General features: G+C 64.6%; 16 protein-coding genes and 1 riboswitch. Of the genes, 8 read left to right on the top strand and 8 right to left on the bottom strand.

Annotated elements, in window-relative coordinates:
- Positions 1-587: 587 nt before the first annotated feature.
- The 4 genes from Q8N40_RS15320 to Q8N40_RS15335 all read right to left on the bottom strand — a co-directional run bounded on the left by Q8N40_RS15320 (position 588) and on the right by Q8N40_RS15335 (position 3,220).
- Positions 588-1,463, bottom strand: coding sequence for an NAD(P)-dependent oxidoreductase (locus tag Q8N40_RS15320; protein WP_305712398.1), 876 nt, complete (start codon positions 1,461-1,463; stop codon positions 588-590).
- 81 nt (positions 1,464-1,544) lie between these two features.
- Positions 1,545-1,967, bottom strand: a complete 423-nt coding sequence (locus Q8N40_RS15325) for a VOC family protein (RefSeq protein ID WP_305321488.1) — start codon at positions 1,965-1,967, stop codon at positions 1,545-1,547.
- Positions 1,968-2,133: 166 nt separating this feature from the next.
- Entirely contained in the window at positions 2,134-2,814 is a 681-nt protein-coding gene (locus tag Q8N40_RS15330) for a DUF938 domain-containing protein (RefSeq protein ID WP_305712399.1), read from the bottom strand.
- 112 nt (positions 2,815-2,926) lie between these two features.
- The gene (locus Q8N40_RS15335) at positions 2,927-3,220 is read right to left on the bottom strand and encodes a helix-turn-helix transcriptional regulator (RefSeq protein ID WP_305712409.1); all 294 of its coding nucleotides are present in this window, start codon (positions 3,218-3,220) and stop codon (positions 2,927-2,929) included.
- Positions 3,221-3,443: 223 nt separating this feature from the next.
- Between Q8N40_RS15335 and Q8N40_RS15340 the strand changes: the two genes are divergently transcribed.
- Positions 3,444-4,484 carry an MBL fold metallo-hydrolase gene (locus Q8N40_RS15340; RefSeq protein ID WP_305712410.1) on the top strand — a complete coding sequence of 347 codons (1,041 nt, stop codon included), beginning with the start codon at positions 3,444-3,446 and terminating at the stop codon, positions 4,482-4,484.
- Positions 4,485-4,617: 133 nt separating this feature from the next.
- Here the strand turns inward: Q8N40_RS15340 and Q8N40_RS15345 are convergent, their stop codons facing one another.
- The 3 genes from Q8N40_RS15345 to Q8N40_RS15355 are packed head-to-tail and all read right to left on the bottom strand — an operon-like array spanning position 4,618 to position 7,270.
- A complete protein-coding gene (locus tag Q8N40_RS15345) occupies positions 4,618-5,454 on the bottom strand; it encodes an ABC transporter substrate-binding protein (protein WP_305712400.1) in 837 nt (278 codons plus the stop codon).
- Positions 5,454-6,230: an ABC transporter ATP-binding protein gene (locus tag Q8N40_RS15350; protein WP_305712401.1), complete on the bottom strand. Its 777-nt coding sequence runs from the start codon at positions 6,228-6,230 to the stop codon at positions 5,454-5,456. The genes Q8N40_RS15345 and Q8N40_RS15350 overlap by 1 nt, the downstream gene beginning before the upstream one ends.
- Positions 6,227-7,270 (bottom strand): iron ABC transporter permease, encoded by a 1,044-nt coding sequence (locus Q8N40_RS15355; RefSeq protein ID WP_305712402.1) that lies wholly within the window; start codon positions 7,268-7,270, stop codon positions 6,227-6,229. Before Q8N40_RS15355 ends, Q8N40_RS15350 begins: the two co-directional genes overlap by 4 nt.
- A gap of 139 nt (positions 7,271-7,409) precedes the next feature.
- A riboswitch (cobalamin riboswitch) is annotated at positions 7,410-7,610 on the top strand.
- 111 nt (positions 7,611-7,721) lie between these two features.
- Here Q8N40_RS15355 and Q8N40_RS15360 point away from each other — a divergent pair.
- The 4 genes from Q8N40_RS15360 (at position 7,722) to Q8N40_RS15375 (ending at position 11,717) form a co-directional block, all read left to right on the top strand.
- The gene (locus tag Q8N40_RS15360) at positions 7,722-9,962 is read left to right on the top strand and encodes a TonB-dependent receptor (protein WP_305712403.1); all 2,241 of its coding nucleotides are present in this window, start codon (positions 7,722-7,724) and stop codon (positions 9,960-9,962) included.
- A gap of 94 nt (positions 9,963-10,056) precedes the next feature.
- Entirely contained in the window at positions 10,057-11,058 is a 1,002-nt protein-coding gene (locus tag Q8N40_RS15365; RefSeq protein WP_305712404.1) for a hypothetical protein, read from the top strand.
- Between the two features lie 133 nt (positions 11,059-11,191).
- Positions 11,192-11,425 carry a hypothetical protein gene (locus Q8N40_RS15370; RefSeq protein WP_305321481.1) on the top strand — a complete coding sequence of 78 codons (234 nt, stop codon included), beginning with the start codon at positions 11,192-11,194 and terminating at the stop codon, positions 11,423-11,425.
- 1 nt (position 11,426) lies between these two features.
- Positions 11,427-11,717 (top strand): hypothetical protein, encoded by a 291-nt coding sequence (locus Q8N40_RS15375; RefSeq protein ID WP_305712405.1) that lies wholly within the window; start codon positions 11,427-11,429, stop codon positions 11,715-11,717.
- Positions 11,718-11,774: 57 nt separating this feature from the next.
- On the opposite strand, the gene Q8N40_RS15380 is transcribed toward Q8N40_RS15375, so the two are convergent.
- Entirely contained in the window at positions 11,775-12,017 is a 243-nt protein-coding gene (locus Q8N40_RS15380; protein WP_305321479.1) for a hypothetical protein, read from the bottom strand.
- 255 nt (positions 12,018-12,272) lie between these two features.
- On the opposite strand from Q8N40_RS15380, the gene Q8N40_RS15385 reads away from it, so the two are divergent.
- From Q8N40_RS15385 to Q8N40_RS15395, 3 genes are all read left to right on the top strand, one after another.
- Positions 12,273-12,428, top strand: coding sequence for a hypothetical protein (locus Q8N40_RS15385; RefSeq protein ID WP_305712406.1), 156 nt, complete (start codon positions 12,273-12,275; stop codon positions 12,426-12,428).
- A gap of 183 nt (positions 12,429-12,611) precedes the next feature.
- Positions 12,612-13,835, top strand: a complete 1,224-nt coding sequence (locus Q8N40_RS15390; protein WP_305712407.1) for an MFS transporter — start codon at positions 12,612-12,614, stop codon at positions 13,833-13,835.
- Positions 13,836-13,925: 90 nt separating this feature from the next.
- Positions 13,926-15,668 carry an amidohydrolase family protein gene (locus tag Q8N40_RS15395; protein WP_305712408.1) on the top strand — a complete coding sequence of 581 codons (1,743 nt, stop codon included), beginning with the start codon at positions 13,926-13,928 and terminating at the stop codon, positions 15,666-15,668.
- Positions 15,669-15,888: the final 220 nt, after the last annotated feature.

Here is a 15,888-nt window from a genome sequence, read left to right on the forward strand (position 1 = left end):
CGGCATGATTTGCCCGAGGTTTGCATATCGTTCTCCCTCAAGAACGAGGGAGCAGGGAATGCCGGATGCGCGCTGCACCCGCGGTCTCGTGTGCGAAGTCGTACGAAAAAAGCTGCACACGAGCATACAGGGCAGCGGAGACCATCCGACATTCCCTGCGCAATGGCTTGACGGCTTATCACGCGCTCACCCCGGAGAATTATGGCCTTTGTCGCCTCCGTCGCCCCGCGGAAACCGGCGCCCGGGCCCGGTCGGGCCTGCAACACCTCCGCGAGACTTGACGCCTACCAGTGAGGCCACGGGTCCACACGCTATTGCCGAACGCATCGACACCGCTCGTTCGCACGTTCCAGGCCGCTCACGGAGTTTACCCGCCCTGCAATCCCGTTCCGCGCCCGATGCCGCCGCGTCCACCGCATCCCATCCCAGCGTTCGGTAACGATGGCCAACGCCCCTTGCCTGAGGACAGGATGGCGTGAGTCTTACGGGTGATTTGCCCTTCGGGAAAAGCGAAATTTTACCGGACGTGTTAATTTGTCGCATCGCGTCGGGTTGGCATCCGGCCGGATCGATGCCGGCCTCAACCGCTATTTGCGCGTCCCGTCCTCGATGATCTCAACGATGCGTGACATGTCCTGCTGAGCGCGGCCTTGAAACACGCCGTGCTTCAGGACAAGCCGCACCGCCTGGCTGACCCACATGGGGACACCGAGTTCTTCACCCTGTTCGATGGCGAGATCGACGTCCTTCATCAGGATCTCGATGGTTGCGCCGAAATCGAAGGTGCGCGGCAGCACGGCGTCGGGGAAAATGTGCGTCGTCGCAAAATTGCGGCCGGTTCCATTGTTGAGAACTTGCAGCATGGCGTTGTCAGGAATGCCGGCTCTGCCCGACATGGTCATGGCCTCCGACGTCGCGACCAGCGCGACGGCACAGAGCATGTTGTTGGTGAGCTTCATGACCTGCGCGGCGCCGGGCCTGTCACCGGCAACGACGACCGTTTTGCCCCAGAGCTGGAACAACGGCATCAGGTCCGCAACCCCGGCAGGATTGCCGGATACCATCATGGCCAGCGTTCCGGCCCTGGCTCCCGCGACGCCGCCGCTGATCGGAATATCGATGACCGTGACATCGGCCGCCGCGCATTGCTGCTCGACCTCGCGGACAAATTTCACACCGAGCGTGCAGGTGTTGACCAGTGTTTTCAGCGCCCGCCCCGCGAGCAGGCCGTCGGGTCCGGAAAGCGCACGCCGGAAAATCTCGAGCGTCGGCAACGAGACGATCACCGTGTCGCATGCATCGGCCAATTCCCTTGCCGAGGCCGCCCGCCGCGCCTGACGTTCGAGGAGCGGGAGCATGGCCTCCTCGCGGACGTCGTAGACCCAGAGTTCATGCCCGGCATCGAGCAACTTGCCCGCCATTGGTTGACCCATGTTGCCGAGGCCGAGGCAGCCGATGCGCATCGTGTAAACTCCAGTGAAGGTGTCGAGCGCGCCGGAAGCGATCCCGCTCCCTGGCCGCGAAATGGCGACCGACGATCGCGACTATGCAACAGGCGCCTTGTAGTCGGTCTGGTGTACTTCGACGATGGTGCCGTCAGGATCCTGCAGGAAGATCTGATACCAGCCAGCGATGGCCCAAACGCCGTAGTCGGCGAACTGAATATTCCTCTCCCGCAGCATGGCCTTGAACGCCTCGATATCGTCCGTGCGAAACGCAATGTGACCGCGATCGAGCGGATTGAGACTTTGTTTGGTTCGGAATGCGACGCCGAGATCCTGCGGTGAGATGTGAAACTCGGTCGTACCATCTGTGAGAAATTCTACCTTTCCCGCATAGCCCTCCGACGTGATTCGCGCATCCCCATAGCTTGGCACCGGCTTCATGTCGAACAGCGACCGATAAAATTCCGCGACCGCGCCGACATCCTTGGTCGAATAGTTCACGTGGTGGAGTTTCAGTTCCATTGGCTTTTCCTTCCCTACCGTTCAGAGAGCGAACCTACGCCAAAAGCCATCGATCACAAGGGCCCTCGCTTCAACATCGTCATTGCGAGCGGAGCGAAGCAATCCATTGTTTCTTTGCTTTGTGAAATGGATTGCTTCGCTTCGCTCGCAATGACGTTGATGCAGGCTAGGCCCGCTTCTCCCGCTCGAACACCAGCACCAGATTGTTCGCCGGCATTTCCGCGGCCTCGATCAGCTTGAGACCGACGCCCGCCGCCAGCTTCTCCAGCTCCTCGATCTCGCGCACGCCCCATTCGGGGTCGCGGTGGCGCAGGCTGGTGTCGAACACGGCATTGCTGAGCGCGGTGTGCCTGCCGTCGCGCTTGAACGGGCCGTAAAGGAACAGCCGCCCGTCTGGCCCAAGATAACGTGCGGCGCCCGCGAACAGGCCTTCGGCGACGCGCCATGGCGCGATGTGGATGACATTGGCGCAGAACACCGCCAGCAATGGAGCGACGCTGCCGTCATGCAGTTCGGGACACCACGCGGGATCCGACAGGTCAATCCGCAGCGGCGGGCGGACATTCGCGAGGCCCGCATGCGCCCGCCACGCCGCGATGCTTTTCAGATGCGCCGCGTTGAGATCGCTCGGCCACCACAGGATGCCAGGAAAATGGCGGGCGAAATCCACCACATGCTGGCCGGTTCCGCTGCCGGCTTCGACCGCGTCGCCGGATTTATCGGCGAGATACCGCTGCAACAGCGCCCGTATCGCCTGATGGTTGCGGTGAAACGCCGGCGCGTCGAGACGGCCGTCAGGCTCGACCCGCCCGCCATCCTTGCCAAATTCCATGACATACCCGGTCATATCGATGCTGCGTCCGGCCCGTTACCAGCGAGGCTTAACAGCTTTGAGCCGGGATTGCTCCGGTTCCAGCCAGAATCCGGTTGACGTTGCCGCGGTTTGTGACGCGCCCGATTTACTTCAAATTCCCGCAATAGATGCCCTTCAGCACCTGCAGCACGCGCAGCGCGTTCCGGTCGGCGACGCTGTAATTCAGCGTCTGCGAGGTGCGGCGGAACGTCACCAGGCCATCGGCGCGCAACCGCGCCAGGTGCTGCGACAGCGCGGACTGGCTCAGCTTCACCACCGCGACCAGTTCGCCCACCGTCATTTCGCCGCGCGCGGCCAGAAAGCACAGGATCAACAGCCGTTTTTCATTGCCGAGCAATTTCAGCAGCCGCGCCGCCGCGCCGGCCTGCTTCGCCAGCATCTTCAATGCCGCGATATCGGCGGCGTTGATTCCGGCAGCCTCGATTCCATGAGCTTTACTCTTCGCGGCTGCTGCAACTGCTCTCATGGCCCGGTGTCCCGATCGGATATAGGCTACGCCGCCACCGGCGTCCGTCATCACGATAACGCAGCTTCCATGCTTTAGCATTGACTAATTTAGAGGGCGTCGATACGGCTGAACCCGTCATCCAGAGACCATGGCCATGATCTTTCGACAATTGTTCGACAGTGTTTCCGGAACCTACAGCTATCTGCTGGCCAGCCGCGCCGGCGGCGAGGCGTTGATCCTCGATCCCGTGCTGGAGAAGGTCGACCGCTACTGCCAGTTGCTGCGCGAGCTCGATCTGCGGCTGGTCAAGGCGGTCGATACCCATCTGCATGCCGACCACGTCACCGGCCTGGGCGAGCTGCGCGACCGCACCCATTGCGTCACCATCATGGGCGAGCAGAGCAAGGCCGATGTGGTGGCGATGCGGGTTGCCGAAGGCGACAGAGTGACGATCGAGGGCCTCAGCCTCGACGTGATGTACACGCCCGGTCACACCGATGATTCCTACAGCTACCTGATGGGCGACCGCGTGTTCACCGGCGACACGCTGCTGATCCGCGGCACCGGACGAACCGATTTCCAGAACGGCAGCGCGCGGGCTCAGTATGATTCGATCTTCAACCGGCTTTTGAAACTGCCGGACGAGACCTTGGTTTTTCCGGCCCATGACTACAAGGGCGACACCGTCTCGACGATCGGCGAGGAAAGGCGATTCAATCCGCGGCTGCAGGTGCGCTCGGTGGATGAGTATGTCGAGCTGATGGCCAATCTGAAGCTGCCGAATCCGAAGATGATGGACGTCGCGGTGCCCGCCAACATGCATGTCGGCCTGCATCAGGACGATCTCGCCAGGCAAGGACAGGCGCTCACCGCGCAGGAAGGCATCGAAGGCCTCGGCCGGCCCGATATCCTGCTGGTCGATCTTCGCGAAAGCAGCGAACGCGCCAAGCACGGCACGCTGCCCGGAGCACTGCATGCGCCCTATCCCGCGATCGGCGATGCGTTGCGGCCCGGCGGCATGCTGCGCGAGGTGGCCGCGGCGACCGGCCGTCGCATCGTGTTCTTCTGCGCCTTCGGCGAGCGCTCGGCGATGGCGGTGGCAGCCGCCAGGGAAGCCGGGCTTGCCAACACCGCGCACATCGCCGGCGGCATGGATGCGTGGAAGAAAGCGGGCGGGCCGGTCGCGACGGGGTAACATCGTCGTCCCTGCGAACGCAGGGACCCATACCGCGTGATCCATCGATTCAAGGACGCTGTTCGACGACTTGCCGTAACCACGATCATTTGTGGTTATGGGTCCCTGCGTTCGCAGGGACGACGGAAGAATTTTATTTTCCCACCCGCTGCAGCTCCTTCACCAGCACGTCGAACGCTTCGGCCAGCATCACGCCGCCGCATTCGGTCAGCCGCTCGGGAATCACGATGCGCTTTGCCGCCGGATAGAACCGCTCCAGCGCCGGATGCAGCAGGAAAGCCTGACCGTCATCGCCGGCGAAATCGCCGGCCTGCGACACCAGCAACAGATCGGGTCGCGCGCTGACGATCGCCTCCAGCGACGCGAATCCGCCTGACGCAAAACCAAGTTCGCCGGCGGTGTTGAACAATCCGGTTTCGGCCAGCAGCGAGCCGACGAAACTGTCGCTGCCCGCCACCCAGCCGCGCCGCGACAGCGGCAGCACGCGGGTGGGCTTTTCGGCGACGACCCGGCGCGCCCGCGCCAGCGCGGCGTCGAGTTTGGCGATTTCCCTTGCCGCGCGATCGGGATGTCCGGCGATGTCGCCGAGTTCGCGGAGCTGGTCCTTCACCTCCATCAGGTTCCGGGGCACCGCGAGTTCGGCGAGGCGCAGCCCGTGGGCCTTCAACAGCTCCCGGGTCGCGCGCTTGTCGAACGCGCTGGCGACCACGACGTCGGGCTTCAGCACCAGCACATCCTCGGCGCCGCCCGACAGCTTCGGATAATTCCTGGCGTCGCCGGCCACCCAGGCGTCGCGGGAAAACCGGCTGAGGCCGAGAATCTGTTCGGGATCGGCCAGCGCCAGCAGCACTTGGTCGGTGCAGACATTCATCGAGACGATGCGCGGCAGCGGCGCGGATGATACCGGCGCTAACGATGCGCCGCCCATCGCGACCACGGCAAAGGCAATCGATGCAAGGCGCCGGCGCATCAGATTTTCGCCCACGGCACGATCACAGCCGCGCGCTCGAACTCCGCGCGAAAAGCGCTGATCCGGAACACGTTCGCCATCACCTGCTCCGACAGCGCCGCGGCCGGCGTGCCCTGCGCGACGAGGCAGCCCTCCTTCAGAACCAGCAAGTGATCGGCGAAGCGTGCGGCGAGGCCGAGATCGTGCGTCACCACGATCACCAGCACGCCCTGATCGGCGGCGGCGCGCAGGCTCTTCATGACGTCGAGCTGGTAGCGCGGATCGAGCGAGGCGGTCGGCTCGTCGGCCAGGATGACCGGCGCTTCCACCGCGAGCACGCGGGCCAGCGCCACGCGGCTGCGCTCGCCGCCGGAGAGCTCGGTGACGCGGCGCTCGGAAAATTCCACCACATCGGTGGCCTGCATCGCCCGCAGCACCGCCTCGGAATCCTTCGCTGACAAGCGTGCCGGATCGGTGGCGCCATGCGGATAGCGGCCGAGCGCCACGATATCGCGCGCCGGCAACGGCCAGTGCACGATGTGGCCTTGCGGCAGGTAGGCGAAGCGGCGGGCGCGTTCGCGCAAGGCCAGCGACGACAGCGCCTCGCCGCCGACATGAATGACACCGTCCGAAGGCAGCAGCCCCGCCAGTGCGCGCAGCAGCGTGGTCTTGCCGGCGCCGTTCGGCCCCACCAGCGCGACCAGATGCCCCGACGACAGCGTCAGCGAGATATCCTTCAGCACAATGCGGCCGGCCAGCTCGACGTTGAGGCCCTGTGCGGTGAGGAACGCGCTCATGTCACGCCTCCACCGAGCGCACGGCGCTCGCGCCGGATCAGATAGAGAAAAAACGGCACGCCGATGATCGAGGTCAGCACGCCGACCTTGATGTCGCTGGTCGAGGGAATGATGCGCACCGCGATATCGGCCGCCAGCAGCAGTGCCGCACCGGTGAGCGCGCTCGGCACCAACAGCCGCGCCGGATCGTGTCCGATCAGGGGCCGCATCAGATGCGGCGCCACCAGGCCGATGAAGCCGATGGTGCCGGTGACAGCGACCGCGCCGCCGACGCCGAGTGCGACACCTGTGATCACCACCAGCCGGAGCCGGCCGACATCGACGCCGAGGCTCTGCGCGGTCTCCTCGCCGAGGCTGAGCGCGCGGAAGGCGTGGCGCTGACTCCACAGGATGATCGCGCCGGCCACGATGAACGGCAGCGCCAACATGACGTGACGGAAACTGCGGTCCTCCAGCGAGCCAAGCAGCCAGAAGGCGATTTCCAGCACCACGAAGGGATTGCTGGAGAGATTCATCACCAGCGCGGTCGCGGCGCCCGCGAGGCTGGAGATCGCAAGTCCCGCGAGAATGAGAATCAGCAGCCCCGCATTGCGGCCGGCGATCGCCAGCAGCATGAACACCGATACGAAGGCCATCGCGATGGCAGCGACCGGCAGCGCATAGGACCTGACATCGGCGAGCCCGAGCGCGATCACCAGCACCGCGCCGAACGCGGCCGATTGCGGCGCGCCGAACAGCGACGGCGACGCCAGAGGGTTACGCAGCAGGCCCTGCAGCGCCGCACCCGACAGCCCGAGGATCGCGCCGATCGCAAAGCCCAGAATGGTGCGCGGCAGCCGGATCTCGCGCACGATCACCTGAGCAACGTCGCTGCCGCCGCCGAACACGGCCTCGATCACCGCCAGCGGCGACAGCCGTACCGGGCCTGTCCCGAGCGAGATCAGCGCCAGCAGCATGACGAGCGCGAGCAGCGCCATCGTCACGCTGACGCGTCGCCCGGCCCCGATTTCCGCGCTCACCGCGACGTCCCCGGCGTTCATCGACAATTCCTAACCCACATGCGCGGTGCTGATACCTGATTTCAGGTTGGGCAACAGGCACATGCGGCAAAAATAGCGCACTCGTCCAGTGCAGGAGGCGGACACCCCCTCAAGGCGTTGACTCTGCGTTTGACAAACTTCTACCATAATCCTCGACGGTTCCCCTGCCTGGGGATCAAAAGGGAATGCGGTGCGGGAAATCTCCCCAATGCCGCGGCTGCCCCCGCAACTGTAAGCGGCGAATCCTTCGCCATATGCCACTGGGAATCTCGGTCCTGGGAAGGCGACGAAGGGTAACGACCCGCGAGCCAGGAGACCTGCCGTCAGCCGTGGTCACACGCGAAGATGTCGGTCGGGGAGTACAGACATTAGCTTCATCAGTGGTGCGCGAGCATATTGATGAGACTTGGTTCGCTGTGACGTGCCACTGACGTCATACCGAGGTTGAACAATGTCTGCAATCTTCGCCACAGCCGCCCGCCGGCGTCGCATATGTTTGCTTGCCACCACCTTCCTTGCACCTGCGCTGTTCGGTGTTTCAGCCGCGAAAGCGCAGCAAATCGCCCAGGCGCTGCCGCCGATCGAGATCACCTCGCCCGACGAAAACCGCACCCGCGCGAAACCCAAGATCGATCAGGAAACCAGCTCGCGCCGCGTGGTGCCGAGTGCTGTGCCTGCCCGCCGGTCCAACGCCGCACCCGCCGGTGGAACCGCAACGACAAGAGTCCCCGCCGTCCAGCAGTTCAGCGGCATCGTCGGCGCATCGACTTCGGTCATCACCGCAGAGGAAATCAGGCAGTCGCCGGCGCAGACCGTGCAGGAAATCATCGCGCAGACGCCCGGCGTGCAGCTGACCAGCCTGTATGGCGGCGTCAACGGCGTGAAGACCAGCGTCGATCTCAGGGGATTCGGCGCGTTTGCGACCTCCAATACCCTGGTGCTGATCAACGGCCGCAGGGTCAACGACATCGACATGGCCGGGGTCGATTTCTCGACCATTCCGCGCGACTCGATCGAGCGCATCGAAATCACCCGTGGCAACAGCGGCGCGGTGCTGTACGGCGACAACGCCGTCGGCGGCGTCATCAACATCGTGCTGAAGAACGGCGTCGGCGGCCCGCCGGCCACGATGCGCGCCGAAGGCGGCGTCGGCTCGTTCAACGCGCGCATGGCTTCGCTCTCGGTCGCGACCAATTACGGTCCATGGTCGACCTCGTTCTACGGCAACGGCATCAAATCCGACGGCTACCGCGTCAACAACGCGCTCGACCAGCGCAACGGCGTCGGCAATCTCAACTACACCACGCCGGGTCTCACCGCGTTCGCGACCCTGTCCGGCGACGACCAGAAGCTGGGTTTTCCCGGCGGACGCCTGGTCGATCCCTCGATCGGACTCGATCAACTCGCCATCAACCGCCGCGGCGCCGCCACCCCGTTCGACTATGGCAACCAGCAGGGCGCCAACGCCACCGCCGGCTTCACCAAGACCCTGGCGAACGGCGTCGACCTGATCGTCGACGGCGGCGTGCGGGACAAGAAACAGCAGGCCGCCTTCTTCAATCCCTTTGGCAACAGTTACGTCGACGCACATTTGCGGACATGGTCGATCACACCGCGCCTCAGCATCAAGAACGTGATGTTCGGGATGCCCTCGGCGATTCTGACCGGCATCGATTTTTACGACGCCGCCTTCCACCAGGAACGTCCGACGGACAAGGGCACGCCGCCGATCCATACCTACGACCTCGCACAGAAGACCCTTGCCGGATACTGGCAGCACAATATCGGGCTGTTGCCGACGACCGACATCTCGTATGGCGCGCGAATTCAGAACACCACTTTGAGCGCAAGGGATCGTCTCAACGATCCGCCGAATTGCGCCATGTTCTTCACTTGCGGCGCCCAGGCCCTTCCGCTGGATAGCAGCGAAACCCAGCACGCGTTGCATGTCGGTATCGAACATCGCTTCAACGAGATTTTTTCGGTGTTCGGCCGCGCCGCCCGCGCGTTCCGCACCCCGAACGTCGATGAACGCGTATCGTCAGGCCCCGCCTTCGATGCCTTCTTCAATCCCATTCCCGGCAATTTCGCCCTGAAAACGCAGACCTCGCACGACATTGAAGGCGGCTTCCGCGTCAAGTCGGGCGGCTTTCAGCTGCAATCCAGCATCTACAACATGGACCTCGAAAACGAGATCCATTTCATCCCGGCGCTGTTCTACAACGTCAACCTTGACCCGACCCGCCGCTACGGCTCCGAGACCAGCGCCTCGCTGCGGCTCAACGACAGCGTGACGCTGCGCGGCGGCGCGGCCTATACCCGCGCGGTGTTTCGCGAAGGCGCCTTCGCCGGCATGGATGTCCCGCTGGTGTCCCGCTACACCGCCACCGGCGGCGTGACCTTGAACATCTGGCGGAAATATCTCGTGGCGGACGCGACGGTGCGGGCCTGGAGCGAGCGCTTCATGGACAACGACCAGGCCAACACCCAGCGCCGGATTCCGGCCAATGCCACGGTCGATGTCAAGCTGAGCGGCGAATACGGCCACTTCTTCTGGTCGCTCAGCGCCAACAACCTGCTCAACGCGCTGTATTACGACTACGCGATCGCGAGCTCGTTCACGGCCGGCCGCTTCAGCGCCTATCCGCTGCCGGGCCGGACCTACATGGTGAAGGCCGGCGCGACGTTCTGAGCCGCCACATCGAGCCGGTCCCTGTCCGGACCGGCTTGTCCTGACCGCACCAGACGATATTCTCCCGGCCCAACCGCCGGGGGAATATCGAGCGATGAACGCTGCGACCATTGATCTGCTGCACCGGGCGATCGGCGATCCCGACACGCAATGGAGCCTCGGCACCTTCGGCGCCATTGCCGAATTCTCGCGCGATCGCGACGAGCCGGTCATCTTGCGGCAATCCGGCGACGCGGTCTCGGCGGTCACCGCGCGCGGCGGCATCGCCATCCGGCATGATCCGCGCAACCGGGCGCTGGCGTCCGAAAGCATCACCAGGTCGGGCTGGAATCAGCGTATCGCGCTGTGCCTCCCGGAAGCCGATGGCGCGATGGGCGCTCGAGCCGTGCTGACCGAACTCGGCGCCGACGGCGCGGCGTTGCGCGCGAGCGACCGCGATTCAATCCTGTTCGATCTCGGCCTCGGCGCGCCGCATGCGGATTTTTGCGTGCGCATCGGTGATCCCGACACGGCAACGGAACTGCGCCGGCACGCCGGCCGGGCGGTGTTCGAAACAGGCAATCCCGCGATGAGACTGATCCTCGCGGCCAATCCGCATCGCGTATTCATCAGCCGGCTCGGCCGCATCGAGGTCTATCAACCGATCCCGCCGGCCACGGGCCGGAGTCCCGAGGGACCGCATACCCATGTCCTGCCAAAACTGCTGAAGAGCGGCCGGACCCATCCGGCGACCGAGCCGATCCCCGGGGGATGGGTTCCCTGCGCGCATCTTTATCCGCCGCATCCGGCGCGCGATGGATTGGGCGAGGCCCGGCCGTTCGATCCGGCGCGCCATGATGCCTTTCAGTCTGACATTGCACGGTTCGGCAACCCTGAATTTCTCGCCATCAAGCGGCGGGTCCAGGATGCGATAGCAGCGCAGCAGCCGCCATCGGCGATGCCAGGGGATCGCCATGGCCGCGCCGGGATCCGGATCGCGTTGCGCCAGCTGAAGGCCGCCGGCCATGTCTCGCCGGTGTTGCAGTCGTGGCTGCAGGACTTCGATCCCGCAGGCCTCGAAACCGAGGCCGACGAGGCCGACCTTCACCACGATTGAGGATTTGGCCCGAAACCCGGCCCCTTTTGCCTCCCGATCCGGCCTAAAATTGCCCGCTTGCTGGATGATGCATGGTAAGAGGAGGCCGCAGGACGCCGCACCATGATGCGCGCCGTAAAATTCGAGGCACAAGATGGATGACGAACCGAAAACACCGGCCGAATTGAAGGAGATCCGGTTGAACCGACGAGCCGCCCAGGATGCCGAAGGCATCAAGGCGATGGCCGATATCGCGGCTGCCGATATCGCGATCCGGAAGCGGACAGCGGCCCTGCGCGAGGAGCGATTGGCGCGGGAAGCCGCCGAACTCGCAAACCCGCCGGAACCGAAGGCCAAGGCCAAACCCAAGAAGAAGAAGACGACCTGAAATGTCAAAAGAAGATCGCGACCGCGCCGATGCGCGTTTCAACAAGGCCTCGCGTGCGGCCAACGACGCCAAGGTCGTGAAAAACGATCGCGACGTGACGACCAAAGCCGTGCTCGACAACATGGCCAGGCTGAAGGCCTTGCGCCTCGCGCGCGAAGCCATCGCACCGCCCGCGGCGGCCAAGAAGCCGCGCGCCAGATCGTCAACCTCGTCGGCCAAGAAGACGGAAGAAAAGGGCCCGGTGCTGGCCGATTGGCTGGCGGGACGGCAGAGCGGCGGCCACCGGACCTAGGACTCATTTTCTTCTCCCCTCCTCCCGCGAAGCGGTGGGGAGGGGAGTGAAAAGAAACTACACCGGCGCCGGCCACTCGATCATCGAGCGGGTCTTGGTGGCGGCGTCGTACACCTGCACCTGAAGCATCTGGTATTGATTCTTCAGCGCCATGCCGGCCTCTTCGGCGGCTTCGACGGTGGCGTGGTGCGACTTGAAGTGACCGTCCACCACCAGCGAGTAACCTTCGGTCGGGGCTTTGTCGGCGCGAATGATTTTGCGCGGCTGCTGTTCTTCGGCTTCGATCTTCGGCTTTTTCATCGGGGCTCCAGATCATGATCCAATCGGATCATGATTTCATGTCGTTAAGTTGAGCATGATGTCAGGGCAAACGCTTCGCGTTTGATCCGAGGGAAAACCGGTTCCCGCCTTGCGCTTTTGCGGCGCTTCGGGTCCGGATCATGCTCGGGTTGCGCCTCCCTTTACACCGAACGCCGGAAAAATGCAGGAAAGATTGTCCAACTGCGGCTAATATACTCATCAAACGCAGCGAAATGAGCCGATCAGAGGGATCACATGGGCGGAACCAGCAAGAAAAGCGAGCCTTCCACCAGGAACGACGGCAAACCGAAGAAGCCGCCGCCGACGCCGGTCGAGGACGACGATGACGAGGATGGCGACATGGCCACGCCGAAACGCGACCGCCATGGTGACGACGACGAGCCGCTGTAGGGCAATGTCGATCTGAGCGCCGATCAGGTCCGGTCATCCAGGGGTGCGCGCCCGAGCCACCGCACGCGTTCCCTTGTCCGTCAGGGGCTGCCATGCAGCGGTATTCATGGACAAATAACCGCCAGCCGGTATTTTTGGCGCGCCTTGCCGGGCCGTATTTTCAACGGGGTTGTCAGCTCAGATATGGTCGACGTTCTCGCCGCACCGCAACAGACCAGGAATCAAGGAAAGACGGACAGTTCGCTGCGGACACTGGCGGCGATTTCGCTCGCCCATTGGGTCAGCCATTTCCATCTGTTCGTGCTGCCGATGCTGTTCCCGTTCCTGAAGGAGCAACTCGGCGTCGGCTATATCGAGCTCGGCCTTGCGATCACCGTGCTCGGCATCGTCTCCGGCCTGACGCAGGCGCCGATCGGCTATCTTGCCGACCACATCGGCGCCCGCAAGGTGCTGCTGATGGGGCTGACGCTAGGCGGCTTCGCGCTGATCCTGCTCGGCCTCAATCTGAGCTATCCCTGGCTGCTGGTCTGCGCCGGACTGCTGGGCCTCGCCAACAGCGTCTATCATCCGGCGGATTACGCGATCCTGTCGGCGCATATGGATGAGGCGCGGATGGGCCGGGCGTTTTCGATCCACACCTTTGCCGGCTTCCTCGGCGGCGCGGTGGCGCCCGCCATCATGGCAACCCTGGTGGCGACGGTCGGCGGAACAGGCGCGCTGATCGCGGCCGGCGCCGTGGGAGTGCTGGTGGCGCTGGTGCTGATCGTCGTCGGCATTCCCGACGCCAGCGCCGCCGACCGCCATGTCGACGGCGTGCCGGCGCCAAAGCAAAGCATCATCACGCCGGCCATCATCGTGCTGACGATCTTCTTCATGCTGCTCGGCCTGTCCAACGCCGGCATCAGCAATTTCGGCGTGGTCGCGCTGATGACGGGCTATGGCGAGTCTTTCTCGTCGGCCAACCTGGCGCTGACCGCCTTCCTCGCCTGCAGCGCCGTCGGCGTGCTGGCGGGCGGCTATCTCGCCGACCGCACCAGCCGCCATGGACGGGTCGCCGCCGCATGTTTTGCCGTCAACGCCGCCATCATGCTGGCGATCGCGACCACCACGCTGCCGTCGCTGCTGCTGACGGCGATGATGGCAATCGCCGGATTTCTCGGCGGCGTGATCGCGCCGTCGCGCGACATGCTGGTGCGCAGCGCCGCCCCGCCGGGCGCGGCTGGCCGCGCCTTCGGCATCGTCTCCACCGGCTTCAACCTCTCCGGCATCTTCGGTCCGCTGCTGTACGGCTGGATCATGGACCAGAGCCTGCCGCATTGGGTGTTCGGCGCCTCCGTCGTGTTCATGACCCTGACCGTGCTGCTGGCGCTGGTTACCGACCGCAGGCAACCTGCCCGTGCCGCCTGATGCATTCCTGAGCCGCATCCGGGGCGGTTGACTGCATCAGGGGATCACCCATGATGCCGCAACAAGATTTCAAACCAGGGATGTGACGCCATGGCCTCCAATCCAGATCTCGTGATCCGTGGCGGCAACATTGCCGACGGCCTCGGCGGCGAATTGTTCGAAGCTGATGTCGCGGTCACCGATGGACGCATTACCGAGGTCGGCAAGGTCGCAGGCACCGGCAAGGAAGAGATCGACGCCCGCGGCAAACTGGTTACGCCGGGCTTCGTCGATGTCCATACCCATTACGACGGCCAGGTCACCTGGAGCCAGGACATCACACCGTCGTCGCAGAACGGCGTCACCACGGCGATCATGGGCAATTGCGGCGTCGGCTTCGCGCCGTGCAAGCCGGCCGACCACGTCCGGCTGATCCAACTGATGGAAGGCGTCGAGGACATTCCCGAGCCGGTGCTGAGCGCCGGGATCCCGTGGGCCTGGGAGAGTTTTCCGGACTACATGGACTGGCTGTCGAAGCGCCGCTTCGACATGGATATCGGCGCGCAACTGCCGCACGCCGCATTGCGCGTCTATGTGATGGGCGAGCGCGGCGCCAACCGCGACCCCGCCACCGCGGAGGACAACCGCGCCATGGCCGCGCTGGCCGGCGATGCCGTGCGCGCCGGCGCGCTGGGATTTTCGACCTCACGCACCCTCAACCACCGCACCTCGACCGGCGACTACACCCCGACGCTGAAGGCCGGCGAGGATGAGCTGACCGCGATTGCCGGCGCCATGCACCGGACCGGCCGCAGCGTGTTCCAGTTCGTGCTGGATCTGTCGACCATCAATGAAGACCTGCCGATGATGCTGCGGGTGGCCGAAAACACCAAAATCCCGGTTTCGTTCTCGATTACCCAGAACGACAGGGCGCCGCGGCGCTGGCGCCAGACGCTCGACACCATCAACGAGGCTTCCGCGCGCGGGCTCTCAATCACCGCGCAGATCGCGGCTCGCCCGGTCGGGCTGCTGCTCGGGCTGGAGGTGTCGCGCAACCCGTTCCAGACGCTTCCGAGCTACAAGGCGATCGCCCATCTGCCGCTGGCGGAACGGTTGAAGCGGCTGCATCAGCCCGAGGTGCGCGCCGCCATCCTGAGCGAGACGCCGACCGCGACCGACGATCCGCTGTTCTTCCGGCCGAACTACGACAAGATGTTTCTGCTCGGCGATCCCCCTGATTACGAGCAGCCGCTCGAAAATGCGCTGGGCGCGCAGGCCCGCCGTCAGGGCCGGCAGCCGGAAGAACTGGCCTATGAAGCGATGCTGTCCGACGAAGGCCGCGGCATGCTCTACGTGCCATTCCTGAATTACGCCGACGGCAATCTCGATGCCACCCGCGAAATGTTGTGCGATCCGAATTCGGTGCCGGGCCTGAGCGATGGCGGCGCGCATTGCGGCATCATCTGCGACGCCAGCTTCCCGACCTATCTGCTGACGCATTGGACGCGCGACCGCAGCCGCGGAGAAAAACTGTCGATCCCGTTCGTGGTGGCGGCGCAGTCGCGCAAGACCGCACGCTCGGTCGGGCTGCTCGACCGCGGCGTGATCGCGCCCGGCTACAAGGCCGACATCAACGTCATCGACTACGACAGGCTGCACCTGCATCCGCCAAAAGTGCATTACGACTTGCCCGTAGGCGGCCGCCGCCTGCTGCAACAGGTCGACGGCTACGACGCCACCATCGTATCCGGCGTGGTGACGCAGCGCGGCGGAGCGGCCACCGGCGCGCGGCCGGGCCGGCTGGTGCGCGGCGCGCAAGGCGAGGCGCGGAAATTCGGTGCGGCGGCGGGGTAGCGCCTGCCGGAGGGGGCTGTCTGAACAAAATCGCGAAAACAACCCCATGCAATGAAAGTATGCGCGGTCTTTCCTTCTACCCTCCCCACCACGCGCAAGGGCGCGTGGGTGGAGGGGAGAAGATGCGATTCGCTATGCCGCGTTTCTTCCCTGCGCCGTTTGCGCGCCGAGCAACCCCGCCTCCACCAGCGCGTCGCGGATCCGCGCGATTTCCGCGTCT

It is taken from the genome of Bradyrhizobium sp., assembly GCF_030693485.1.
Lineage (GTDB): Bacteria > Pseudomonadota > Alphaproteobacteria > Rhizobiales > Xanthobacteraceae > Bradyrhizobium.